We start from the raw sequence: 23,053 nt of genomic DNA on the forward strand, positions 1-23,053 counted from the left end.
CGCTATTATTGTGCGGCGCAAGCGGAGCAATCATGTCTCAAGATAAAAAACAAAACCTTCAAGACGTCTTCCTCAATTCTGTGCGTAAGACGAAGACCCCGCTCACCATCTTCCTCATCAATGGCGTCAAGCTGCAGGGTGTGGTAACCTGGTTCGACAATTTCTGCGTCCTGCTTCGCCGGGACGGCTTGTCACAGCTGGTCTACAAGCACGCCATTTCGACCATCATGCCAGCCCAGCCGGTTTCGCTGTTTGAAGCCGAACGGACCGATGATGACGAAGCAGAGCCCGAGAGCTTCAACGATTGATCGAACGCGAGGCGCCACCTATCCGCGCCATTATTATTCATCCCGTCACCCGGGATCGCCTGGCGCGCTCTGAAGCGCGCCTCGAGGAAGCCTGCGGCCTGGCCGAAGCGCTCGACCTCATCGTCGCAGAAGGCTTCGTGACACCCTTGCGCAAGATCGAGTCGGCCCGCTATTTCGGGTCCGGCAAGGTTGAGGAATTGCGCGAGCGGATCGTCGCCGGAGACGCGACGGTAGCCGTCGTCGATGCCAGCCTCTCACCGGTGCAGCAGCGCAATCTGGAAAAGTCCTGGAATGTGAAGGTCATCGACCGCACCGGCCTGATCCTCGAGATTTTCGGTCAGCGGGCCCGCACCAAAGAGGGCGGGTTGCAGGTTGAACTGGCGCGGCTTTCCTATGAGCGTTCCCGTCTGGTGCGCACCTGGACCCACCTGGAGCGTCAGCGCGGCGGTGGCGGCGTCATGTCCGGTCCGGGTGAAACCCAGATCGAGACCGACCGTCGCATCATCGACGACAAGATGGTCAAGCTGCGCCGGGCCCTCGATGAAGTGCGCCGTACCCGCAATCTGCATCGCTCCAAGCGCCAGGAAGTGCCGATCCCGGTCGTCGCCCTGGTGGGCTATACCAATACCGGCAAGTCGACCCTGTTCAACCGCCTGACCGGTGCCGATGTACTGGCCCGCGACATGCCCTTCGCGACCCTTGATCCCACCGTTCGCGCGCTCGAATTGCCGCGTGGCACCAAGGTTTTGCTCTCCGACACAGTGGGCTTCATCACCGACTTGCCGACCGAGCTGATCGCCGCTTTCCGGGCGACGCTGGAAGAGGTGCGTGAGGCGGACCTGCTGATCCATGTGATCGATGCCTCCGACCCGGACCGCGACGGCCGGATCGGCGATGTCGAGAGTGTGCTGGATGAAATCGAGGCCGGCCCGGATCATGATCAACGCATGATCGAAGCCTGGAACAAGATTGACCGGCTCGATGACGAGACCGGCGATGATGTGACCCTGAAGCTGGAGATTGCCAACACCAAGGCGGGCCATCCGGTAAAACTGGCGATCTCGGCGATTGAAGGCGCAGGTCTGGACGAGCTGCTGGTCGCCATCGAAACCGCGCTGGCGGCGGATTCCGAAATTCTGCTACTGAACCTGGCGCCGCACCAGGCCAAGGCGCTGGCCTGGCTTCACCAACATGGCGAAGTCGTCAGCGACACGATGAATGGCGAGACCGGCGAGACGACGATGCGCGTACGTCTGTCGCCATCCGATGCGGGTCGTTTCCGGTCGCTGTTTCCGGAGCTGGCGGGCTTCCTGCCGCCGCTGGAAATCGAGGACTACTGACCGGGCTGCCGCTTCGCAGCCTTGTCGATTTGTTTGGCCTCGCCCCACAACGCTTCCATTTCCTCCAGTGACGCATCCTCGGGCCGTCGGCCCTTGGCCGCGAGGGTTCGTTCGATATAGCCAAACCGGCGTTCGAACTTGGCGTTGGCGCTGCGCGTCGCGGCTTCGACATTTACATTGAGTTTGCGACCCAAGTTGGTGCAAACAAACATCAAATCCCCGATTTCCTCCGCAATTTCTTCCGGATCGTTTAACCGAATCGCCTGTTTCACCTCGGCGATTTCCTCGGTGATCTTGTCGAACACCTGTTCAGCGTCAGGCCAGTCGAAGCCGACGCGCGCGGCGCGGGCCTGGAGTTTCTGGGCGCGTTTGACGGCCGGCAAGGCGAGGGGGATGTCGGCCAGAACCCCGTCGCCCTTGCGGCTGGCAGCGCGTTCGCGCGCCTTTTGCGCCTCCCATTCAACGGTCTGGGCGGCGCTGTCACGCTGAACCGCATCGCCAAAGACGTGCGGGTGACGCCGGATCATCTTGTCATTGATGGCAGCGGCAACCTCGTCGAAGCCAAACAGGCCGAGCTCCTGCGCCATCTGAGCGTGAAACACGACCTGTAGCAGGAGATCGCCCAGCTCATCCTTGAGTTCATCATATTGCGCGCGCTCGATCGCGTCGGCGACTTCATAGGCCTCCTCCACCGTATAGGCGGCGATGGATTTGAAGTCCTGCTCAAGGTCCCAGGGGCAGCCGGTCTGCGGCGCTCTCAGCTGCGCCATGATCTCGATCAGGCGGTCGATCGGGGCGAGGGCGGCGTCTGGGGCGTTGGGCATGGCGATAGCGACTCGATTTGGCTGGCGGTGCGCCAACCTAGCCTGGATCGGGGGCAATATTCGATGGGTGATGCGGCATAGGGCCGAGGATTAGCTGGAAAACCCGCCAAGGATACTTCAAGCTCCAAAAAAATTAACCCCACCCATACCGAAGCCTCTGAATGCACAAGGTCATTTAAAGTGCCGAAAATATACACATTTTACTTTTTGTGCTTTGCCTGCCTCGGGCTGCTTCCGGTGATCGATTGGCTCGCGGGTGGCGGGTTGATGGACTTTGATCACCTGGGTGCGTCAGCCTCGGCGCAGACCGGAATTCCCTGGACATCCAGCCTGACTGACATGCTCAGGCTCGCCGTGGTGGAGCCGGGTTTGTGGTTATTGCTGCTTGGCTCCGCTGCGCCGCTTCTGGCGGCACTGATCACCCTGTTGATCTGGCCGGACCGCGCGCTCGCTTTGCGCCAATGGGGGCGGCGCCTGTGGCCGGTCGGGAGCGCTGGATCCCCGCGACGCGCACTTCTGGCCTATGCAGGGGTTATCGGCCTGTGCTTCCTGGGGCTTGTGGTGACCGCAATGATCGGCCAGCGCACACTCACACCAGTGCTGGAAGCACCTGCTACTCTTGGCTTTTGGGCCATTTTGCCGGCCTTGTTGTTGTCAGCCTTGCTCGACCAGGGCGCCTTGCTGGAGGAGGGCGGCTGGCGCGGCTTTGCTGCGCCAGAGCTGGAATTGCGCTTTTCACCAGCCCTGGCAGCCTTGATCGTCGGTTTGGCCTGGGGTTTCTGGCACCTGCCGCGCGACCTTACGACGGGGGTCCTCGAGCGCCTGGGAGCGCTGGAATATGTCTTTGCCTATCTGCCCAGTTTTCTGATGGGGACGGTCGCGGTCTCAATCATTGCGAGTTGGGGCATGTTGCGCAGCGGGGGAAGCCTGTGGCCAGCGATCCTGGCCCATGGCCTGGCGAATGACGCTTTTGGCCTGGCCGGCCGGGTGCCCGTGACGGAGGCGCTGACGCCGGATCACCAGTTGACGCAGGGTGTATCCATGATGCTGGCGGCCGGGCTGGTCTTAGCACTTGATCGCAAGCGCATGTTTTCACGAATTAAAGCGAAATAGGGCCTGATGGCATGGTTCGAGAATGCCATCTCAATTTGGCGCATAATAAATATTATGAGAAATATGGGATTGGCAATGACGTGAAGTCAGGCGAATCCAGGCTCAACCGGCCGAGAGCCGGATCTCATCCTTCACTGCGAGGATCTGCAGCCCGTCATGTCCGCAGCTCACCCCTTGAGGCAATCGCGCGCCCAGGGCGTCGTAATCGAGCGTGATGTGCAAATTCGTCAAAACGCCAGTGCGCGCACCGACCCGCTCAATCTCGTGCAGCGCGCCGTCGACATTGAAATGTGTCGGATGCGGCTCATGGCGCAAGGCGTCGACCACCCAGCAACCCACATTATCCAACACGGCCGCGCTGTCTTCAGGCAGGCCGTTGATGTCGGCCGAGTATGCCAGTTCGCCTATCCGGAAGCCGACGGACCGGATGGAACCATGTTCCTGGTCAAACGGTATGACGCCAACCGGACCGCCCGGCCCGTCAATCACCAGCTCTGTGCCGAAAGCCGGCATGTCACACTGGTCGAGAATGGCCGGATATGGCGATCCAGGCGGTGCCTTGAAGGCATAGCCAAAGCGCGTCGTCAGGGTTTTCGCCGTGGCGGCATCCATCCAGACCGGCATGCGCTGGCGTTGCAGCAAGGCAAAGGAGCGCAAATCATCAAGCCCATGGGTCTGGTCAGCATGATCATGGGTAATCAGCACGGCATCGAGCCGCGGCACAGACGCGCCGAGCATTTGTTCGCGGAAATCCGGTGAGGTGTCGATTACAAGGCGTGTCACCGCCTGGCCCGCCTCCAGCGCCGCAAGGTCGGCGGCATGCTCGATCAGTGCCGAACAGCGGCGGCGCCGGTTTTTCGGATTGGCCGGATCGCATAACCCCCAGTCGCCATTGGCTCGCGGTACGCCACCGGAGGAACCGCTGCCAAGGATGGTAAGCCGTGTGACGCCGCTCATGGCCGCGTCACGCGGTCAAACAGGTCGAAGAAATTATCCGTGGTCCGCGTCGCGCACTCCGCCGCGCTCCAGCCCTTTACGCGGGCCAGGCCGGCAGCGACATCGGGCAGAAAGCTCGGCTCGCAACGCTTGCCGCGATGTGGTATCGGCGCCAGGTATGGGCAATCCGTCTCGATAATCACCTTGTCATCGGGCACGTTGTCCCGAAAGACGGAACGGACATCATCAGCCTTCTTGAAGGTGACAATCCCGGAAGCGGCAAACCAGCTGCCCAGTTTCGCGGCGCGGGCGGCGAGCATGGCGCCGCCGGTATAACAGTGCAGCAGAGCCTTGAAGGCCCCCTTCCCCATTTCATCCTCGAGCAGATCAGCCATCGCTTCATCGGCATCGCGGCAATGCAGGATGAGCGGCAAGCCCGACTGGCGCGCGGCCTCGATATGCGCCCTCAGACTGGCGAACTGATCCTCGCGCGGGCTGTAATTATAATGAAAGTCCAGCCCCGTTTCGCCAATCCCGACGACTTTGGGGTGTCGCGCCATTTCAAGCAATTCGCCGGCCGTGATGTCCGGCCGGTCCTTGGCATGGTGCGGATGGGCGCCGATCGAGCACCAGATGTCGTCATAACGCTCGGCGATTGCAGAAACGGCGGGAAAATCAGCCAGTTGACAGCATATTGTCACCATGCGCGTGACCCCGGCAGCGCGGGCCCGTTCGATGACGGCATCGAGATCGTCAGCGAATTGCTCGCCGTGCAGATTGACGTGGCTGTCGACAAGCATGGGCAGACTCAATTAACGGGCTGCTGGCGCGCAGCGTCGCGGACATAGCCCAGCGCCGCCAGGGCGGTTTGTTTCGGGTCGAGATAGAGGCCATCGGCCTCACCGGCCAATGTGCTGACCTCGCGCCAGGCGTTCAGCCAGGGCGTCGGGTCCTGCTGGTTTTCCGCCTGGCTGCGCGCCGTGTCATGGATGGCATTGGACAAGGCGGTGTAAAACACCGAGCGCAAGCCCTCGCTGCCCTTGCGGGCCACGCGATCGGCCAGGGCGCGCACTTCGCTGTCGCTGGCCGATGCGCCGCGTGCAACCACGGCGCGGACCTGGCTGGCTAGCTCGACACCGCCCGAGGCGCACAAGGCCAGGGCCCGGCCTGGAGCGCCGCCGGCCAGACGAGAGGCAGACAGGGCCGCGGGCATATCCTTGGCAGCGCCCTGCTCGATCAGCCAGTTCGCCGTCGCCTCGATCTCCGGTGGACGCAGGACCAGGGTGCGGCAGCGTGAACGGATCGTCGCCGGCAGGCGCCCGGGAGAATGCGCCACAAGCAGCATGACGCCGCGCTGCGGCGGTTCTTCGAGCGTTTTGAGCAAGGCGTTGGCGCCATTATTATTCATTTCATCGACGCTATCGACGAGACAGACACGCCAGCCGCCATTGGCGCTGGCGCTTTTTTCGAAGAAATGCGGGGCCTTGCGCGCTTCATCGACGGTGATCTCACCGCGCCAGCGCTTGCGCTTGTCATCCCAGGGACGGCGCAGCAGCAAAAGGTCGGGACAGGCGCTCGCCTCGAGCAATTGGCAGACCGGATCGGTCGGGCTGGCGCCCAGCGGGCCATATTGCGGGGTGGCCGCAGCACCGAGGATCCGGCGCGCCGCACGCCAGGCAAAACTGGCCTTGCCGACACCGCGCGGCCCGGTGATCAGCCAGGCATGATGCATGCGGCCGCTGGTCAGCGCGGTGGCGAGGTCGGTCTCTGCGGCTTCATGCCCGAACAGGTCATAGCGTTGCCGCGGCGCCAGACAGCCGGGCTGCACATCGGACCCAAGTTCGGGATCGGTGCTCACAACAGGCGTGCTCCGAGATGTTCATCAATCGCGCTGACCGCATGGCTGAAGACGATATCGGCCGCCTCATTGCCGTCGATGACGATGCAGCGGTCCGGTTCATCATCGGCGATATCGAGAAAGGCCCGGCGCAATCGTCCGTGAAAGCCCGGATCGAAACGCTCGAAACGCGTGGCATCCTCGCCGCGCGCGATCGTGCGCTCAATCCCGGTTGTCGGATTGACGTCAAGGATCAGGGTCAGGTCGGGTTTGAAATTGCCAAGAGCGGCCTGGTGCAAGGCCTTGATACGCTCGATCGGCACGCCGCCGGCAGCGCCCTGATAGGCGGTCGTGGAATCGGCAAACCGGTCCGACAACACCCAAGCGCCGCGCTGCAGGGCTGGCGCGATCAGGCGTTCGACATGATCGACGCGCGCGGCGTACATCAAAAGGGCTTCGGTCATGGGCGACCAGCGATCGGTCGAGCCGGTGAGCAGGATTTCGCGCAACACTTCCGCGCCCGGGGTGCCACCCGGTTCGCGCGTCACGATGACATCGAGCCCGCGTCCGCGCAGCTTTTCAGCCAGCGCCTGGATCAGCGTGGTCTTGCCGGCGCCCTCGCCGCCTTCCAGCGTAATGAAACGTCCGCGCATATCAATTGCCGCCACGGATCATGTGCGCCAGTGCCGCGCCGATCCGGCCGAGCACGCCCTTGCGGGCGACGTCTTCGGCAGCGTAGAGCGGGAAGTTCTGCGGCTCATAGCCCGGCGCCTCAACCACGAGATGGCCGATTTCCTGGCCGGCGGCGATGGGGGCCATCAACGGACCGTCATAGACGACACTGACCGTCATATTGCGGCGTGCCCGGCGTTGCAGTGCGACCTGGACGGCGTCGCCGACCTGAAGACCGACCGTATCGGCTTCGCCCATGAAGACCGTCGCGCGCTCATCGACGGCAGCGCCGGCTTCAAACAGGTCGTAGACGGCAAAGTCCGACATCGCGGCGCGCATCATGCGTTCCGCTTCGCTGGTGCGGGCGCGATTGGACTCCATACCGTTAAAGACGATGATGCGGCGCTGGCCGTCGCGCTCGGCGGTCGCGGCCAGGCCATAGCCGGCAGCTTCGGTATGACCGGTCTTCAGCCCGTCCGCGCCGGCAAAATTACCCAGCAGTGGATTGCGGTTATACTGGCGGATGCCGTTATAGGTGAATTCGCGCTCGGCCCAGATGCCATAATATTCAGGGTGATCGCGGATCAGGATCCGGGCCAGCCGGGCCAGGTCGAGCGCGCTGATATAATGGTTGGGATCGGGCCAGCCGGTCGAATTGGCAAATTGCGCGCTCATCAGGCCGAGTTCGTGCGCTCGCGCCGTCATCGCGTCGGCAAAGGCAGCCTCGCTGCCGGACAGGGCTTCAGCCAGCACGATACAGGCATCGCCGCCGGACTGGATGATGACACCGCGCAGCAAGTCATCGACGCGGGCGCGGCTATGCAATTCCAGGAACATGGTCGAGGAGCCGGAGGCCGCACCGCCGGTGCGCCAGGCATATTCGGAGACCGGCAATTCATCGTCCATCGACAGGGTTCCCGCATCGATGGCTTCGAGCACCATCAGCACGGTCATCATCTTGCTCATCGAGGATGGCGCCATCGGCGTCTCGGCATCCTTGGCGAACAGGACCTGCCCGGTCTCGAAATCCATGATCACCGCATGGGTGGCCTCGGTCTCATAATAGTCCTGGGCATGGGCCGACCCGGAGAGCAGGACGGGAGCCAGGATGAGGGCGGCGATAAAGGCGAAACTTGAAGTGATTGCGCGCACGTCTGAACGCTCCTGTCGGGAATCGGGAAGTTACCGTGACGAAGACGCCATACAAGCGCGGCAAGAGTGTGACGTCCAGCGCCCAGACGCGCCGCGAGGCGCAGCAAACTCAGTTCAGCGACACAATCCTGGCGTCGCGCACGCCATAGCTGGCCAGTCGGGCGCGCGCTGCATCGGCACTGGAGCGGTTGTCCCAGCGTCCGACGAACACGCGATACAGTGTCTGGCCACCGGTTTCGACCGCCTGGACCCAGACATCGCCGGCCTCGGAGATCCGGCTGGCAAGCCGGTTGGCATTGCCCAGATCGGCAAAGGCGCCTGCCTGTACGGTCAGGCCTTCATGGGAGGCTGGCACCCAGGCCGGTGAAAATGGCGCCTCGCGAGCCACGTCTTCCAGCGCTGGCACCGTGTCGGGGCTGCCGATATCGGCGAGTTGATAGCCCGGATCCGGCGCCTGGGCGGCCGGGAATGCCGGACCGAGATAGCGCACCCTTACCCGCGCCAGACCATTGCTGCGATAGCCCAGCTGGTCGGCGGCGGCGCGGCTGAGATCGATCAGCCGGTCATCGACGAAGGGGCCGCGATCATTGATCCGGACCACGACCTGGCGGCCATTCTCCAGATTGGTCACTTCGGCAATCGAAGGAATGGGCAGCGTGGTATGCGCGGCCGTCATGGTGTTCTGGTCGAACACTTCGCCATTGGCGGTCGGCCGGCCATGGAAGGTCGGGCCATACCAGGAGGCGATACCGACCACATCATAATCATCATCGCGCTGCGGCACGAAGCGTTGACCGCCGACCGTATAGGGACGCCCGACTTTCTGGTGATCGCTGTCGCCGGCAATCAGTGAGGCCGTGTCGACCCGGCTGGCCAGCAGCGCCGGCGAAACCGGCATCGCCGCCGGCAGGGGCGGCACCGTGCTGGAGAATGTGCGCGTGGGTGCAGGGCTTGAGGCACAGCCCGCCAGAAACAGCAAAGCCAGTGCACTGGCGAGGAATGAATGACGCAAAACGGGACCCATCAAGCTCGACCAACCCAAAATCAACGCCATATTATCGCGCAATCATGAAAGGAGCGTAAGCCGCTGCAACGCAGATATTGCGCTTGGCCCCCGTTGACCGCTATTGGAGGCGAACGGAGAGGTGGCAGAGTGGTCGATTGCGGCGGTCTTGAAAACCGTTGAACCGCGAGGTTCCGGGGGTTCGAATCCCTCCCTCTCCGCCATTTCTGCTCATAAAAAGATTATTATTCAGATAGATATTGATTTTATTCGACGACTTACCCCATCAAATGCCCTGGCTTGATCCGTGCTTGGTGTTACGCCGGCCTCCAGCGGAGCCAGTGCATGTGGCAGGTCCAATATGGCGACCAGGCATTGAGGGGCCCCTTCCCTGATCCAGCGACCGCATCGCATCAGACGGTTTTCCGCCCTGCTTTTTCCAAAGGCGACCCCGGTCTTCTTGGCGGTTGGCGTGCTTCATTCGCCGCTCGGGATCTTGCTGAAGCCACGCAACACCTGACGATAAACTATGGAAGAAAACCGCCTTAACGAGTACCCCAGAAGGATGTCGGCAGATTGCTTGGCCAGCAATCGCCTCAAGCCCTGGTTCAGCGTTCGATTTTTCGCCAATGCCTCATCGATATCATCCGCGGAGTATCGCATTTCGTACTCGTTCGCGGCCCGAATCAAAGCCGCCTTTCGCATAGCGTGGAGTGAATCCTGAAAGTCAGGCATCCTCAGCCTCCACGTACGAGGTGATGGTAGAAATGGCTCTGTACACCCAAATACTGGTCGAGAAACTCCTGGCGCGAGGCGTCGCCCATCTGGTCGTAAATTCGGACAAAAAAGCGGCATTCAGGGTTCTGTTGTTGGGAGGCCTGAAAATGAGACCGCGTCGCGCCAAGAAATTCGTTTAGGCTCATCGGCTGACCGAGCCGAGGATCGGGAAGTGCCGCCACCCAGGGAATAGATCGGAACCGTCCCTCGTCACCCCGGCCGGCCGTTACGCCATCTTGCGACAGAACCACATTGTAGGAGTATGCGATGGCTCCGTCGTCTCGATAGACACACGGCGGGAGGTCGCCGGCGCGGCCGCACTGGGCCCGGATATAATCAAGTTGGCTTCCAATATTTGATCGTTCAGCGTGGCATTGGGCGAGCTGATCAGGGAGCATTCGCTGATCGTTATTCAGACCGGCATACGAACTCATGGCTGCGTTGAGGACGTCTGCGGCACTACGTTCGGGATCGACCGCATTTGCTGCGGACACGAGTTCGGACACATCACCCAGTTCGTCTCGGAGCATCGCGAGCTGCCGTTCCAGGCGGGCATTCTCTTGCCGGAGGGTGCTTGCTTCTTGCTGGCTGAACGGTCGCCCGTCGCGGAGCGCCGCCAGTTCTGAGGTGGCCGCTTCCAGATCAGTTCGAAGCGCAACATTTTCGCTGGACATCGCGGCCAGGCGCGCGAGCGGTTCCTGCAGCTGTTCCTGTGTCAACGGCGCGCCAATATTTCCCGCAAGCTCGTTGCCCAGCGTGATTTCCAGCTGACCTTCGAACGCGCCGCGAAAGGCCCGTCGTTCGATCTCTGACGCGTCGTAGCGCCGTTCCAGATCTAGCTGTTCTTCCTCCCGGCGAAACAGGATCGAGCTCATAAGGAGCAGGAACAGAAAGAGAAGGAGAAGGAGGAGTTCCGCGAGGGTCAGCCCCAGCACCACTCCGCGCCGGTAGGCGCTGCTATCATTATCGTTGAACAGCACGCCCGCCAATCTCCTTTGTTAGAAACTCGGCGACTTCGGCCAGTGAGGCGGCGTAGTTCACCGAGAGCTCTTTTAGGCGTGTCAGTTCATCGTCGAGTTTTGTGTTGCGTTCTCCAAGGTTCTCTGTGCCCGCGTCGATTGCGGTAATCATCGAGGACATCGAGCCGGAAACCTTTTCGGCCGCGCTGGTAAAGCCCTGGAATGCGGAAAGCGCGTTCTGTGAATTCTCCGCAAGCATGGCAAGGTTGCCGCTGGCGTCCCCGACAATTTTTCCGGCCCCTCTGATTTCCTCGAGTGTGCTGTTGAGTGCTTCGGTTGACTTGCGCAGTTCGCCTGCGATGTCGGCAAAGCCTCGCGTCAGCAGGTCGTCGGGAATAGCGACGTTCGCGACTTTCTCTGCGAGCGCGCGGGTGGCTTCGACAGCGTGGGACGACGCTTCGTCAAAGCGCTCTGCGATCTCGGTATGCCGCTTGAGCGAAGCTTCAATGCCCTCGCTTGCACCGGTGATCGAGCCGACACTCCGTTCGAGAACCTCGGAGAACTGCGTAATCAGCTCTCGTTGGCGGCCGAGTTGCTCGTCGGTTATGTTGACGACCGAGCTGCGCACCGCCTCCTGGATGGCGAGAGCAAAACTCTGGAACCGGGAGGATGCATGGTCGAGTTCGCCGCGTAGGCGATCTGAAGCCGTCGCCAGATCAAGGCGTGACCTGGTTTCAACATCGCTCACCTCGGTCTTGAACTGGATAAGGATGAGACGGGCTATAATGCCAACAATTGTCGAGCCAAGCGCGACCCCGAACGCACCGATCAGCTCATCCGGTGCAATGCCAGGCTCAAGCTTGACCAGGGCGATGAACATCGAAACGAGCGTATAGGTGAGGCCGAGATAGTAGCAATTATCGCCGGCACGATCGAGGCGCGCCCTGAACTCGCGCTTCGTTGCAACGAATAGCGCATAGGCCGCAATGATGGTGGCGCAAACGGCAACAGCAAACCATGGGTTGACCAGCTCGAAGCCCTTCCCGATCAGAATGAAGAGCACACCGCCGAGAATTGCCCCGATATAGGCGAATTTCTCCTGGTCCTCGTGAACATTCAGACGAGGAAGCGACGGGATTGACCGGAAAGCACGCGCGAACCCGCCCAACCGAGAGGGGTTGGCGCGAGCTTGATCCGCTTCAGCCGAGCGTAGCCGTTCGCCGAGCCCAGCAGTTTTTGCGTCGTCCGCCTCGCGGTCCATGGATGTCGCGCTGGTCGGGGCATCGTCGTCAGTCACCGCATTTGAACTTGAGGGTTCTGAGGCGTTGGCTGGATCGACTTTGGAGGCCTCGTCGGCCGCGCTCGCAACCTCGCCGGGCACCGCTGCCTCATTGGGCGTAGGCTCAGGAGAGACAGCAGCCTTCTTTCTTCGAGGCCGAACTTTCCGCGGAACCGTGGGCGTTTCCCCGACGGGATCATCGGGAGATGACGCGGGTGTTGATTTGGTGGTTCGCGCCATTTTCAGATCCTGACGAAGTCGGTTACATGACCAGAGTTTGCCCGCACATACTCTTCCCACCACAGGAGAAGCTCACGCGATTGAAGGCGACTGTATTCGGCCCTCAAAATCACGACGAGATAGACCTCCGCTCCCCTGAGGTCTGTTTGCGCGTCGGCATAATTGCTTGACAACGAGAATTGCGCGAACTCACCGACGCCCGACCGGAACATCGAATACACATCGCTGTGCTGGACGAGATCGGAGGCCACGATCAGCCGGCGCGGGACGTCATCGTCAACACTCCCGAGGGAGTCCGCAGCAATGGCGCGAATGGACTCAACTATGGGTGAGTTGTCTGCTGCACCGCCCTCAATCGTCGTTGCCAACGCGCCATTGATCGCGTTGGCGAATTCTTCGCGATAGACCCGTTCCACTTCGGTGGGCTGCCCGGCGATCTGGTCCATCCAAATCGCGCGGCCCGGGTTGCACCGGGAGAACACGCGGGTTGCGAGCGCGCCTCGCGACGCGTTCATGGTGTAGATATCGAGCCGGGTGCCCCGCTCCAGTTCCCCGAGCAGGTCGCGAACCTCGTTTTCGATTTCGCGAATCTGGACAGCGTCATACGGGTCACTGGCATCAATGGCGATGACCGTCAGAGCACTTGGGCCTGTCTCGGCACAAAAGGTGGCCGGGTCTATCGCCGGTTCACCGTACTCTTTCCACCCCGCTAGCGCGATAGCCCCAACGATCAGCCCTGTGACAACAACGCCTCCCAGGATCTGCCAAACCAGATTTCCGTCGCCCTTTTTCACACGCTTCTTAGTTTTCCAGACTGCCATCGATCGCCCCCAAAGATTTCTTCGCCTGCGTTTCTATTTGCCCGATTTGAGCGAGAACGCGCTGGCGGTATTCGGTCAACTCAAGTTTGACCCCGGTCGTGGTGTCTCTGGCCGCGACGGAGTCGGCATCGATACGGGCTACGAGCGCTTCAAGTTCACGAATGTCCGCTGTGGCTGTATCGGACCTCGCCAGTGCACCGTTCGGTTCTTCTCCGGCGCAGGCCCACTCGATGTACTCACGAAGCGCCAGGCTTTCGGCTGTGTCGCAGCTCTCCAGGAAGGTGCGATAGTTTGCCAGCAGGTTTCGGGCGCCGGCAGCATTTGCGTTCATGGCGTTGGCGCTGGGGCCGATGCCGTTGATAAAGTCCTCGAGTCGTTGGACGACCTCATCGCGGACATCCCCCAGGTTTTCGAAGAGCCCGTTGTACTCACCCTCGAAGTCTGCCCGTCGCTCCTGAACGATCCGGTACGCTTTGGTGTAGCCAGGATAACGGTCCCCGAAGTGGTAACCTTTCCACCAGGCGAAAAAGCCAAAGAAGACGCCAAGCCCAAGCAGAACGTATGACTGGATGTCGGGTAGCAGGAAGAAGTTCGAACGAAGCGCCTGAACCGCGGCACCGAAATACTCCGATTCCGGAAGGAACTCGCCATGCTCGGCGGCTAGCATTTGTTGTGCTCGGTAGTGCGCGACTACGAAATGCCCGGCGATGAGGGCAATCCCGAAAACCGTTGAAGCTAGGGAGCCAACCAGTTTCTTCGCGATGAAGATGCTGTGGATCCACTTGGTGAAAATGAACCCAGCGAAGAAGGAAAGAACGATGTTCAGCGATGAGACGAGGAGCGCGAAAATCAGTCCACCTACGAATCCGAGGGAATTTCCGCCTGCGAAAAAGAACATGTTCATGACGGACTCGCCCCCCCAAAAGAGGTAGAGTTGCCACGTATGCTTGAGAATATTTGGAGGCTTTGCCGCCGGGGCCTTCAGGCGCCGCCGCGCGCGGTATTCACGAAAATGATCCAGTTGTTCGCTGTAGAGTTGACGAAGATGCTCGATCTCACCCGTCGCCGACGTCACGCCTACGGACATCACATTGAGGTCACGTTCAATCTGGTTTCTGGCGGCTGTGAAGTCGATGTTCGCGCCATGCTGGTGGATCAGATCGGCGAGGAGATTGATTCTCTTGTTGGTGTCTGCCGTTGCCGACTGGCGCAGCGCATCGAGACGAGCCCTGACGTTTGAATGAAATACGGCATCCTCATCGCGCTGGGCTTGCGCGGAAGCGATGCGGGCCCGTCTCTCGACTCTCGCCGCAATGTCTAGGTCTTTCAGGAAACGTTCGGCGTCGACCGGCCGCAGAAAGGAAACATCCGTATTGTCGCCAGAACGCATGCGCCATTACGACCAACCCTGGCCGCCCCCCATCCAACCCTAATAGAGGTTTAATCTACGGCCAGCCGGCATGACAACCTAAATAAGCGCATCAGATGGTTACAAGCGCAAGAAAAGGCGTTGAATTTTGGTGACCCGTATCAACCTCGACAGTTCCACTTTTGCGACAATTACGTGTCAGAGCAGCATTTGCAATAGGCTGTGCCCAATGGAAAGAAGGGGGCGTGCGCGGCAAGACGCATCCTCTAATCTTGCTCCGTAGGCATGTGAGAACTGACCGCGCCCGCGCCGCGATACGGATGACGGGCCATGGGGTGAACATGTGCGCCTGGCGTTTACTGTTCGGGGTCGCCGTCCGGTGTAACGCCGGGAGACTTGATCCCGGCTTGATCGCGCACTTCCCAGCCCGGATCACCACCGCCCAGATTATTGTTCTGTCCTTCATCGCGCCCAGCGCCCGGACGCGGGTCACCGATCTCCCAGCCGGGGTCGCCGCCGCCCAAATTCTGGGTCTGTCCGGTATCCCGGCCGGCAGCCGGTCGCGCCTCGCGCTGGATCAATATGGTGCCATTGCGCGTGCGGCAGCGTTCGCCGGCCTCGGCTTCCCGGCAAAGTGGCAAGGTTTGATCCGGGGCCGACTGCGCCTGCTGGCGCTGCGCCCCGGCTGCTCCGGAAAGGGCCAAAAGACCGCCGGTGAGCATTGTGGCAATGACAAGATGTTTGCAGATCATGGTGGGCCTCCCGCCGCGTTTGTTTGGAGTTTAGCATAATAGGGTCACCGGCGCTGACAACGCCGCCCTGCCCCGCCGCGACACCCTTTGCCTTGTGAGCGGCCGGGCGGGCCGCTATAGCAGGGCCGACAGGCAGCCGCGGACGATTCCGCTGGCTGGGACATCCGGGGGATTTATGCGCACTTCTTTTATCGGACTGGTTTTGTGTGGCCTGCTTGGCGGAGGCGCTATCGCGCAAACCCCGGCGGACCAGGTCTTTTCCGGTGAACTTACCGAAGACATGGCACGCGCCGATTTCGCGATCCAGCTCGAGGCAGGCCAGCTTGTCACGCTGACGACCGCATCGAGCGACCGGCTCGACACCATCCTGACCCTGAGCGGGCCGGATGGTGAACTCCTCGGCGAGAATGATGACTATCAGATGGGCGATCTGACCTCGCGTCTGGTGTATCTGCCGACGGCGAGCGGGCGCTATACTGCGGAGGTCACCAGTTATGGCGGCGCGCTGGGCGGTTTCTCCCTGACCTTGTCACACGGTCTTGATGTCGGGCTGTCCGATGCGGCGCAAATCCTGCGCGAGGAAAGCGTGAGTTTTGACGCCAGCCGTACCGAGGCGCGCTTCGATGCCGATCTGGCCGCCGGCGATATCCTCGTCGCCTCGACCTTCGCGCTCAGCGATTCGATTGATTCCACCCTGGCCCTGCTCGGTCCTGATGGCAGTATCATCGCCCAGAATGATGATCGCGGCGATGGCACGCTCAACTCGCAAATCATCTATCTGATCGAACAGCCTGGTCCCCACCAGCTTCTGGTCAGCACTTATGGCGGCGACGGGGAAGGCGATCTGGCCGTGTCCATGGCGATCGATCCGGACGCTGAACTCCCGTTCGATTTCACCGCGATCGGGGGCGTGCCCATCGCCAGCCATAGCGGCGAGATCAATGATGACCAGGTGTCGCATGAATTTGCCGTGCCGCTGGAGGCGGGGCAGACCCTGCTCGCCCTCGCCGATGCCCTCAGCGGTGATCTCGACCCGGTGCTGCGCCTGAACGGACCCGATGGCTATCCGGTGGCGATGAATGATGACCGCGGCGACGGCTCGCTCAATTCCGCGATTGCCTTCACCGCCCCGCAGCGCGCCACCTATCAACTCGAACTCTCGCGCTATCGCGGTGGCGCCAGCAGCGGTCTGTTTGAGCTCGCCCTGTCCTCGGTTGACGCGTCTGTGGTCGACCTGATCCAGGACTTGCTGGAAAATTCGGTGACATTGAGCGGGCCTGAATTGCTCCACGAAACCGAGGATTTCAGCATTTACTACACGCTCGAGGGCGCTGATGCCTCCAGCGAGGCCTATGTGCACTCCGTTGGCGTGGCCTTGCAGGAAATGCTGGTCGCCCAGGTCGAGCAAGGCGGCTGGGCCGAACCGGTCCGCGACGAAAATGGCCGTTACCGTGCCTATGTCGCTGACGCCGAAGGCTCGATGGGCGTGACCCGGCCGGTCCAGGTCGTGTTCGACAATCCCAATACGCGCGATGTGCGCGAAACCGCGGCGGCCCGCACGCTATTCCTGATCGACAATGATTTCCTCGGCATGGGCAAGACCGCACCGATCCACGCCTTGATGCGCGCCACCGTCACCCATGAATTCAATCACGTCGTGCAATACGGCTATGACGGCGAAGAAGGCCTGGACTGGCTCTATGAAGCCACGGCCTCCTGGATCGAAACCACTACGGTGGGCGCTGACCAGGATGCGACCGATTATACCGAAGCCGATTTCGAAACGCCGCAATTGTGCTGGACCACGACCGTTGAGGGGCATGATTACGGCCAGTGGACGCTGCTGCAATCGCTCGCCGATCGCTATGGCGATGAGTTCATGGTCCGGATCTGGGAAAACAGCGTCGAGCTCGACGGGTTCGAAACCCTGCAAGCCGCGCTCGATGATCACCGCACAACCATCCCCGATGTCATCCAGCGCTGGCGGGCGCAGAATTATGCCCGCGCCTATGATCTGGCCCCCCTCTTCCCGATCGCGGTTCACCGCCAGCACACGCTGAGCCGCGAAGGCCGCTGGACGCTGAAGGGCGGGCTCGAACAACTCGGCGCCAATTATCTCGGTTTCGAACTCGATGGCCGCTACCAGATCGCGCTGAGCGGTGACGACAATCTGGAAGTGCTTGCTCTGGGCCAGCGCAATGGTGACATCGAGATCATTCCCCTCGGCCGTAGCGGAATTGTCGACACGACGGGTTTTGAATCGACCGCGCTGATGGTGTTCAACCGGGCGATGCCGGAAGCGCCGGGCATGTGTAGCAGTACGGGCTATTCGATCGAGGTCTCACCGTCGACCCGACGCCCGGCCCGCGCCGCCTATCGCTTCAGCGATGAGCACCTGGTCCCGGCCGAGCGCTCCGGGACAGAGGGCTAGCGCCACCGCGACCGCCGGCTTGAATCCTGCTATACACCGCCGTGCAAGGGAGGTGTGGGCATGCCGTTATCAGGAGTGAAAACCGGCATCTGCCTCGCGGCGACCCTGTTTGCGACAGCCTGTGCCAGTTGGGATCAACCGCTGGCGCTGGCGGTGTGTGGTCCGGTCAAGCTTGAGCTCAAATACAAGAGCGACGGCCATCTCGACACCGCCTATATCGTCGCGCGCCATGCCGGCTGGGATGCAGTCGATGCGGCCGAACTGGCGTTTTACACCCAGGCGCCGGATGATTTCGCTGCGGCCTACTCGGCCCCGAGCGGGTCGGCGCGCCTGTTGGCCCTGCAGTTCGACCGCGCACATTTGCTCTCATCCGTCCTGCACTCGCTGCATGGCGGCGGTGCCGACGATGTCGCGCATCGCCAGCGCGTCTTGGCGCAGATGATCGGCGAGATGACGCGCGCCTGGGATGACCCGGCGCGGCAGGGCGAGCATTGGAAGGCCGGGTTTCTGGTCCATGCCCTCGGCGACAGTTATGCCCATGTCTGGGGCGTCAATCAGAACCAGGCCGGCTCGGTGGCCTATAACCCGGTCGCTGGCCATATTCCCGACGGGCTGGTGCGCGGGGATCCCGACAATATCGACGCCAATTTCCCCAATTATGCGCGCTATGTCCGGGCCTTGTTCGCGGCCCTCGACCGGGGCCAGGGCGATGCGCTCGCGCTTGAAGCCTATCTTGCCGATGTCGAACGGGCGGTGGCCCGCGAAGCCGGCGGCGCCGACGGGGTAACCACGGCCTTGATCCGCAGCACCAGCACGGATGATTACCGCAGTCGTCAAAGACTTGATTGCCCGGCCTGGACGGCCCGGCTGGATTATGAGCGCGGGGTCCGGCCCTTCCTGCAGCAGGTCGAGGCGCGGCTGGGCTAGCCTTCCCTGCGGGCGGGCTCGGATGGCAGGATCTGCGTCACGCCGGTGGTCAGGGTGCTGACGCGCCGGGCGATATCGACCAGCTGACCGTGGGTGGCCAGCTGGGGATTGGGAATCCAGGGCGTTCCGGCCAGACCGTCGGGCGGCGTGCGCACGAAGACGGACCAGTCGCCGAACATCCGCTCACTCACCTCGGAATAACCCGTCAGGACAAGATCGCCATGATGCGGATTATTCTCGATCCGCTTCAGGGTGCGATAGAGCGGGCTGCGGCGCCCTTCCAGCACCTGCACGAAATGCGGCCCGTCCACCAGCAGCACGCCGGTCAGCCCGTGCGCAGGATTATTGCGCAATCCGGCATCGAGAATGTCGCGCAGATAACGCTCATCCTCGGCCTTGTCCGCGGCTGTCCAGGTGCGGCGGCTATAGAAGGCAAACTGGCACAATAACATTGGTGCGCCCTACCCTGCCCGTGCCTTCGTCATGAATTGGGCAACGCGCTCATTGAGCTGGCCCATTTCATCGCGGACTGATGCGGAGGAATGGGTCACTTGCCGGGCGGCCTCGCCCGCCTCGCGCACGCTGGCCTCAAGCGCATTGGTGGCCCGGGAGCTGTTCTGGTTGCCCGTCGCTGCCTCGGTCGTGTTGCGGACAATCTCCCGCGTCACCACCGATTGTTCCTCGACGGCTGCCGTGATGGTCACCGCCGCGGAATTGACCGAGTTTATGGTTTCACGGATGGCATCGATCACCGTATTGGCGCGCGTCGTCGCGGCCTGGACGTCGGCGATCTGGCGGGCGATCTGATCCGTCGCCTTAGCGGTTTGTCCCGCCAGCGCCTTCACTTCACTGGCGACCACCGCAAACCCCTTGCCGGATTCGCCCGCACGCGCCGATTCGATTGTCGCATTCAGCGCCAGAAGATTGGTCTGCTCGGCGATTTCCTGGATCAGGCTGACGGCGCTGCCGATCTCTGCGGCCGCGATGTTGAGTTCCTTCATCGTGTCGCTCGCAGCCGTGACCTGCTCGACCGCTTCGATCGTGATGGCGGAGGTGCGCGCGACCTGATCGGCGATTTCGCGCGACGAGGCTTCCATTTCGCCGGCAGCGACGGAAACCGACTTGACGTTTGCAGCCGCTTCCTCGGCGCCTGCAGCGGCTGTCGAGGCCTCGCCCAGCGTGTTGTCGACGACCCGCGAGACCAGATCTGCCGCCTCATCGAGCGCCCGGGAGGTCTCGGTCAGTCGGCCGATAACACCGGACACGCCCTGTTCGAACGTGTCGGCGACCTCGATCCGGCTTTGCTGGGCCTTGGCTTCGGCTTCCTCAAGATAGACGGAAACGCCCATCTCAATATCCAGAAAAATCGCACGCACCAGGGCGTCGATATAGGTTTCGGCGGTGCGGGTGTCGGGCTTGCCGATTCCGATCGGTGCACCCTTGCAACCCTCGCGCACCGCACCCCTCAAAAGCTCGGATGCGACCGTGGCATAGCCGGCGATATAGTATCGCGGCGCCAGACCGATATCGCTATGGACCCGGCCAACGCGGCGGATCGTGTCGAAATAGGTGTCGTTATACTGGCCGCTGAGAATATTATTCCAGTGGTCGACCTGTTTGGTCATGGCGTGGTCGCGGTGTTGGTCATCGCGGAATAAATGGGCGACTTCCGGCGCCCGTGAGACCGTGGCGTAGAACAGGCTGAGGCCCCGTTCCACGCTTGGGGCAAGCGGCGCCTTGATGTCACGCAGTGCCGCGCGCACGCCTTGGTCGATGCCGATAAAGTCGAGTCTGTCCTGTCCGCTCTGGTCTGCCATATTTCCCCCCGGGAATGAGCTGAGCCTGCGCGGCAAGGTCCGGCAGGTCTGGTCGATGAAGGCAGCTTGGCGGGCGGGAGGGTTAATAAGCATTAACACTGACTGGATTGCCGGAATAAAGAAATTTCCCGTTCTATTTCCGTAGCTTCGCGGTCTTCTCGTCAAGATCGGGTCGCCGCGTGGCCAGCCCCGCCTGCCCCTCAAGGGTCAGGCGGCCATCCCATTCGAGCTCGGTCTGGGCGAACTCTGTTTCGGTGATCGGGATCGTGATGGTGTGCCACATGCAGCGGTTGGGGCCGGTGCCGATCGGAATGTGGATGGACTTCATGGCCGTGGGCTCGGCACTGGCCTGACGGTGCCAGATATGCCCGGCGGCGCCCTGGAGTGCGCCCTCATGTTTGAGCTCTGTCAGCGTGCGGATCCCCTCCATGAAAGAGGTGAGATCCGGGCATAGCAGGGGCTGGTTCTCCCGGCATTCATGGAAGGGCGAGCGGGGCGAGGCATTGCCCTGGCTGGAGGCCAGCAGGGTGAAGGGCCTGCTGCCCTCGATCAGGCAGGCCATATGCGGGCAGAGGCGGACCGTCAGCATCACCTGGTCAAGCAATGAAATCTGTTCCGGCGCGCCCAACAGGTCTTCGATCCGGGACAGGGTATCGCCGCGCGGCCGGATCTGTCCGGCTTCAAGCCGGGACAGATATCCCTGGCTGATCTTGAGCAGGGAGGCCAGGGTTTGTTGCTTCATTCCAGCCTGGATACGTAGTCGTCTAAGCCTCTCCCCCCAAGCTTGCCTCATGTTCCATACCTTGACGCCAATCTAGTCCCATGACGGCCCAATCTAGGTCGAAGACCTCACAGTCACTATGGTTTTATGCAGAAAACGGGAATAAAGAAATTCCTATAACCCACCGATTTGCTTGGTTATTTGGGCGTCCTGGTGGCCGGGGTGCGCTCTGCAATCTCGAGCTGAACCGGGCTCGAACCTGCCCCGAAAGGCGGGAAGGCCGCGTCAGGACAGTGGCATCAGGGCCCAGCACCGGGCCCCGGGCTGGGCTTTACTTCCCCGCCGCCGCGCGGGCCATGGGTCGCCTGAGCCCCCTCGAGAACCAGCCCGGCACGGGGCCTTCACCGATCTTGACGAAGCTGGAACCGGCCCTATCCGCCGCGGCGTGCTCTCCAGGCTGCCAGCACCTGTTCGCGCACCGCGACCGGCTGGGCATCGACAGCAGCGCCCAGGGCCTGCAGGTCGGCGCGGGCGCTATGGAGCTGGTCGACCAGTGACATCACCATTTCCAATGCCTCGTCGGCGAGCTCATGGCTCTGTTCCAGCTCACAGATCAACTGCAAGCGGGCACAATCGACCGGCGCGAAGAGCGGCCCCGCCTCGCCCTGGATGGGCATGATAATGCCGATCTCGATATAGGTGGTGAGCCGTTCGGCTGTCAGTGCCGCAACAGCGTCTATGATTTCATTGGCGGTCAGGTTCTCGCTCATGACATCATCTCCCTGCGCGGATCATAGGCATGGGTTTCGCGCCAGCTCTCCATGAAGCTGCGCAGCGATTCGTCCATCTCCGGTGGCGAGACAATGCGCAATTCAACGCGCTGATCACCGCGCGGCGTCTGGCCCGGCCGCTGCACGCCGCGTCCGCGCAGCCGCAGGACCTGGCCGCTGCTGGCCCCCTTGGGAATGGACAGGGAGACCGGCCCGTCAATCGTCGGCGCCTCGACCTTGCCGCCAAGTATGGCTTCATCAAGCGAGATCGGCAGGGTCAGCAGGATATCATTACCCTCACGGCGGAATAGTTTGTGCGGCCGGACCGACAGCGTTACCAGCGCGTCGCCATCAGGCCCCTCGCCCAACCCCTCACCGCCCTTGCCGCGCAGGCGGATGGTCTGGCCATCGGCGGTGCCGGTCGGGATCCTGACGTCGAGGCTCTGCCCGTCCGGCAGGGTGATGCGCTTTTGCGTGCCCAGGGCCGCTTCGAGAAAATCCAGTTCGAGCTGATAGCGCCGGTCCGGACCCGGTGCGTTGAAATGAGCGCTGCGGGCACTGCCCTGGCCGCGCTGTCGCAGGATTTCCTCGAATATGTCCGAGCTGACGAACCCCTCAAACCCGCGCGAGGATTGATAGGGATTGCCCGGCTGCTGGGCATAGTCACGATAGAAGGGACGCTCGGCCTGGCGTTCGGCGCCGCTGGCATCGATCTCGCCCTTGTCATAGCGGGCGCGCAGGTCCGGGTCCTTCAGCAGATCATGCGCCGCCGTCGCTTCGATGAAACGCGCCTGGGCGCCCGCGTCATCGGGATTGAGATCGGGATGGCTGGTGCGCACGATCTTGCGATAAGCCTTCTTGATCTCTTCGGCGGTCGCGGTCCTGGTCACACCAAGAACCTCATAGGGATCACGGGACATGCCTACCTCGGTTGGGCCGGTTGAAGACGCCATTGTCACCCGATCGCGCCGCGGGACAAGCGGGGGGTCAATTGCCTCGCCCGGC

The 23,053-nt window shown here is 61.9% G+C and carries 23 protein-coding genes and 1 tRNA gene; 6 read left to right on the forward strand and 18 right to left on the reverse strand.

Features of this window, described 5'->3' with window-relative positions; genetic code table 11:
* The first annotated feature begins 32 nt into the window (after positions 1–32).
* Together hfq and hflX are read left to right on the forward strand one after the other, a co-directional pair.
* Complete coding sequence (gene hfq / locus BLT42_RS03750) at positions 33–308, forward strand: RNA chaperone Hfq (protein ID WP_091767115.1); 276 nt, start codon at positions 33–35, stop codon at positions 306–308.
* Positions 305–1,648 (forward strand): GTPase HflX, encoded by a 1,344-nt coding sequence (hflX, locus tag BLT42_RS03755; RefSeq protein ID WP_091767117.1) that lies wholly within the window; start codon positions 305–307, stop codon positions 1,646–1,648. Before hfq ends, hflX begins: the two co-directional genes overlap by 4 nt.
* Here hflX and mazG read toward each other — a convergent pair.
* On the reverse strand, positions 1,642–2,472 hold the full coding sequence (gene mazG / locus BLT42_RS03760) for a nucleoside triphosphate pyrophosphohydrolase (protein ID WP_091767118.1): 831 nt from the start codon (positions 2,470–2,472) through the stop codon (positions 1,642–1,644). The two genes, hflX and mazG, sit on opposite strands and share 7 nt — an antisense overlap.
* Positions 2,473–2,739: 267 nt before the next feature.
* Between mazG and BLT42_RS03765 the strand changes: the two genes are divergently transcribed.
* Positions 2,740–3,585, forward strand: a complete 846-nt coding sequence (locus BLT42_RS03765; protein WP_143024034.1) for a CPBP family intramembrane glutamic endopeptidase — start codon at positions 2,740–2,742, stop codon at positions 3,583–3,585.
* Positions 3,586–3,687: 102 nt separating this feature from the next.
* Here the strand turns inward: BLT42_RS03765 and BLT42_RS03770 are convergent, their stop codons facing one another.
* The 6 genes from BLT42_RS03770 to BLT42_RS15320 all read right to left on the reverse strand — a co-directional run bounded on the left by BLT42_RS03770 (position 3,688) and on the right by BLT42_RS15320 (position 9,194).
* Complete coding sequence (locus tag BLT42_RS03770) at positions 3,688–4,542, reverse strand: MBL fold metallo-hydrolase (RefSeq protein ID WP_091767122.1); 855 nt, start codon at positions 4,540–4,542, stop codon at positions 3,688–3,690.
* Positions 4,539–5,321: a TatD family hydrolase gene (locus tag BLT42_RS03775; protein ID WP_091767124.1), complete on the reverse strand. Its 783-nt coding sequence runs from the start codon at positions 5,319–5,321 to the stop codon at positions 4,539–4,541. The genes BLT42_RS03770 and BLT42_RS03775 overlap by 4 nt, the downstream gene beginning before the upstream one ends.
* 8 nt (positions 5,322–5,329) lie before the next feature.
* The gene (locus tag BLT42_RS03780) at positions 5,330–6,379 is read right to left on the reverse strand and encodes a DNA polymerase III subunit delta' (RefSeq protein ID WP_091767126.1); all 1,050 of its coding nucleotides are present in this window, start codon (positions 6,377–6,379) and stop codon (positions 5,330–5,332) included.
* Positions 6,376–7,026, reverse strand: coding sequence for a dTMP kinase (gene tmk / locus BLT42_RS03785; RefSeq protein WP_233342299.1), 651 nt, complete (start codon positions 7,024–7,026; stop codon positions 6,376–6,378). Before tmk ends, BLT42_RS03780 begins: the two co-directional genes overlap by 4 nt.
* Complete coding sequence (locus tag BLT42_RS03790; protein ID WP_233342300.1) at positions 7,013–8,182, reverse strand: D-alanyl-D-alanine carboxypeptidase family protein; 1,170 nt, start codon at positions 8,180–8,182, stop codon at positions 7,013–7,015. Before BLT42_RS03790 ends, tmk begins: the two co-directional genes overlap by 14 nt.
* 109 nt (positions 8,183–8,291) lie before the next feature.
* Positions 8,292–9,194, reverse strand: coding sequence for a septal ring lytic transglycosylase RlpA family protein (locus BLT42_RS15320; RefSeq protein WP_176780241.1), 903 nt, complete (start codon positions 9,192–9,194; stop codon positions 8,292–8,294).
* 127 nt (positions 9,195–9,321) lie between these two features.
* Here BLT42_RS15320 and BLT42_RS03800 point away from each other — a divergent pair.
* Positions 9,322–9,409 (forward strand) — tRNA-Ser (locus BLT42_RS03800).
* A 253-nt stretch (positions 9,410–9,662) separates the two neighbouring features.
* On the opposite strand, the gene BLT42_RS03805 is transcribed toward BLT42_RS03800, so the two are convergent.
* From BLT42_RS03805 to BLT42_RS03830, 6 genes are all read right to left on the reverse strand, one after another.
* Positions 9,663–9,920, reverse strand: a complete 258-nt coding sequence (locus BLT42_RS03805; RefSeq protein ID WP_091767134.1) for a hypothetical protein — start codon at positions 9,918–9,920, stop codon at positions 9,663–9,665.
* Between the two features lie 2 nt (positions 9,921–9,922).
* On the reverse strand, positions 9,923–10,942 hold the full coding sequence (locus BLT42_RS03810; protein ID WP_143024036.1) for a hypothetical protein: 1,020 nt from the start codon (positions 10,940–10,942) through the stop codon (positions 9,923–9,925).
* Entirely contained in the window at positions 10,926–12,440 is a 1,515-nt protein-coding gene (locus BLT42_RS03815; protein WP_143024037.1) for a hypothetical protein, read from the reverse strand. The genes BLT42_RS03810 and BLT42_RS03815 overlap by 17 nt, the downstream gene beginning before the upstream one ends.
* Positions 12,441–12,442: 2 nt before the next feature.
* Positions 12,443–13,261: a hypothetical protein gene (locus BLT42_RS03820; RefSeq protein ID WP_091767143.1), complete on the reverse strand. Its 819-nt coding sequence runs from the start codon at positions 13,259–13,261 to the stop codon at positions 12,443–12,445.
* Positions 13,242–14,651 carry a hypothetical protein gene (locus tag BLT42_RS03825; protein ID WP_091767146.1) on the reverse strand — a complete coding sequence of 470 codons (1,410 nt, stop codon included), beginning with the start codon at positions 14,649–14,651 and terminating at the stop codon, positions 13,242–13,244. Before BLT42_RS03825 ends, BLT42_RS03820 begins: the two co-directional genes overlap by 20 nt.
* Positions 14,652–14,986: 335 nt before the next feature.
* Complete coding sequence (locus BLT42_RS03830) at positions 14,987–15,382, reverse strand: hypothetical protein (protein ID WP_091767149.1); 396 nt, start codon at positions 15,380–15,382, stop codon at positions 14,987–14,989.
* 175 nt (positions 15,383–15,557) lie between these two features.
* Between BLT42_RS03830 and BLT42_RS03835 the strand changes: the two genes are divergently transcribed.
* Positions 15,558–17,813: a DVUA0089 family protein gene (locus tag BLT42_RS03835; RefSeq protein ID WP_091767152.1), complete on the forward strand. Its 2,256-nt coding sequence runs from the start codon at positions 15,558–15,560 to the stop codon at positions 17,811–17,813.
* 60 nt (positions 17,814–17,873) lie between these two features.
* Positions 17,874–18,740: a hypothetical protein gene (locus tag BLT42_RS15095; RefSeq protein ID WP_176780242.1), complete on the forward strand. Its 867-nt coding sequence runs from the start codon at positions 17,874–17,876 to the stop codon at positions 18,738–18,740.
* Here the strand turns inward: BLT42_RS15095 and BLT42_RS03845 are convergent.
* The 5 genes from BLT42_RS03845 to BLT42_RS03865 all read right to left on the reverse strand — a co-directional run bounded on the left by BLT42_RS03845 (position 18,737) and on the right by BLT42_RS03865 (position 22,968).
* Positions 18,737–19,192, reverse strand: coding sequence for a BLUF domain-containing protein (locus BLT42_RS03845; protein ID WP_091767156.1), 456 nt, complete (start codon positions 19,190–19,192; stop codon positions 18,737–18,739). The two genes, BLT42_RS15095 and BLT42_RS03845, sit on opposite strands and share 4 nt — an antisense overlap.
* A gap of 9 nt (positions 19,193–19,201) precedes the next feature.
* Entirely contained in the window at positions 19,202–20,557 is a 1,356-nt protein-coding gene (locus BLT42_RS03850; protein WP_176780243.1) for a globin-coupled sensor protein, read from the reverse strand.
* A 133-nt stretch (positions 20,558–20,690) separates the two neighbouring features.
* Complete coding sequence (locus BLT42_RS03855; protein ID WP_091767160.1) at positions 20,691–21,350, reverse strand: helix-turn-helix domain-containing protein; 660 nt, start codon at positions 21,348–21,350, stop codon at positions 20,691–20,693.
* A gap of 359 nt (positions 21,351–21,709) precedes the next feature.
* Entirely contained in the window at positions 21,710–22,048 is a 339-nt protein-coding gene (locus BLT42_RS03860) for a hypothetical protein (protein WP_091767162.1), read from the reverse strand.
* Positions 22,045–22,968 (reverse strand): DnaJ C-terminal domain-containing protein, encoded by a 924-nt coding sequence (locus BLT42_RS03865; RefSeq protein ID WP_091767164.1) that lies wholly within the window; start codon positions 22,966–22,968, stop codon positions 22,045–22,047. Before BLT42_RS03865 ends, BLT42_RS03860 begins: the two co-directional genes overlap by 4 nt.
* Positions 22,969–23,053: the final 85 nt, after the last annotated feature.

The organism is Maricaulis salignorans (genome assembly GCF_900103475.1).
GTDB lineage: Bacteria > Pseudomonadota > Alphaproteobacteria > Caulobacterales > Maricaulaceae > Maricaulis > Maricaulis salignorans.

Coding starts and splice junctions, on each gene's coding strand:
- BLT42_RS03835 (WP_091767152.1), top strand. CDS start 15,558: ATGCGCACTTCTTTTATCGGACTGGTTTTGTGTGGCCTGCTTGGCGGA.
- BLT42_RS03825 (WP_091767146.1), bottom strand. CDS start 14,651: ATGCGTTCTGGCGACAATACGGATGTTTCCTTTCTGCGGCCGGTCGAC.
- BLT42_RS03845 (WP_091767156.1), bottom strand. CDS start 19,192: ATGTTATTGTGCCAGTTTGCCTTCTATAGCCGCCGCACCTGGACAGCC.
- BLT42_RS15095 (WP_176780242.1), top strand. CDS start 17,874: ATGCCGTTATCAGGAGTGAAAACCGGCATCTGCCTCGCGGCGACCCTG.
- BLT42_RS03770 (WP_091767122.1), bottom strand. CDS start 4,542: ATGAGCGGCGTCACACGGCTTACCATCCTTGGCAGCGGTTCCTCCGGT.
- BLT42_RS03865 (WP_091767164.1), bottom strand. CDS start 22,968: ATGTCCCGTGATCCCTATGAGGTTCTTGGTGTGACCAGGACCGCGACC.
- BLT42_RS03765 (WP_143024034.1), top strand. CDS start 2,740: ATGGACTTTGATCACCTGGGTGCGTCAGCCTCGGCGCAGACCGGAATT.
- hfq (WP_091767115.1), top strand. CDS start 33: ATGTCTCAAGATAAAAAACAAAACCTTCAAGACGTCTTCCTCAATTCT.
- BLT42_RS03820 (WP_091767143.1), bottom strand. CDS start 13,261: ATGGCAGTCTGGAAAACTAAGAAGCGTGTGAAAAAGGGCGACGGAAAT.
- BLT42_RS03775 (WP_091767124.1), bottom strand. CDS start 5,321: ATGCTTGTCGACAGCCACGTCAATCTGCACGGCGAGCAATTCGCTGAC.
- BLT42_RS03805 (WP_091767134.1), bottom strand. CDS start 9,920: ATGCCTGACTTTCAGGATTCACTCCACGCTATGCGAAAGGCGGCTTTG.
- BLT42_RS03830 (WP_091767149.1), bottom strand. CDS start 15,382: ATGATCTGCAAACATCTTGTCATTGCCACAATGCTCACCGGCGGTCTT.
- BLT42_RS03815 (WP_143024037.1), bottom strand. CDS start 12,440: ATGGCGCGAACCACCAAATCAACACCCGCGTCATCTCCCGATGATCCC.
- BLT42_RS03855 (WP_091767160.1), bottom strand. CDS start 21,350: ATGAGGCAAGCTTGGGGGGAGAGGCTTAGACGACTACGTATCCAGGCT.
- BLT42_RS03850 (WP_176780243.1), bottom strand. CDS start 20,557: ATGGCAGACCAGAGCGGACAGGACAGACTCGACTTTATCGGCATCGAC.
- BLT42_RS03860 (WP_091767162.1), bottom strand. CDS start 22,048: ATGAGCGAGAACCTGACCGCCAATGAAATCATAGACGCTGTTGCGGCA.
- mazG (WP_091767118.1), bottom strand. CDS start 2,472: ATGCCCAACGCCCCAGACGCCGCCCTCGCCCCGATCGACCGCCTGATC.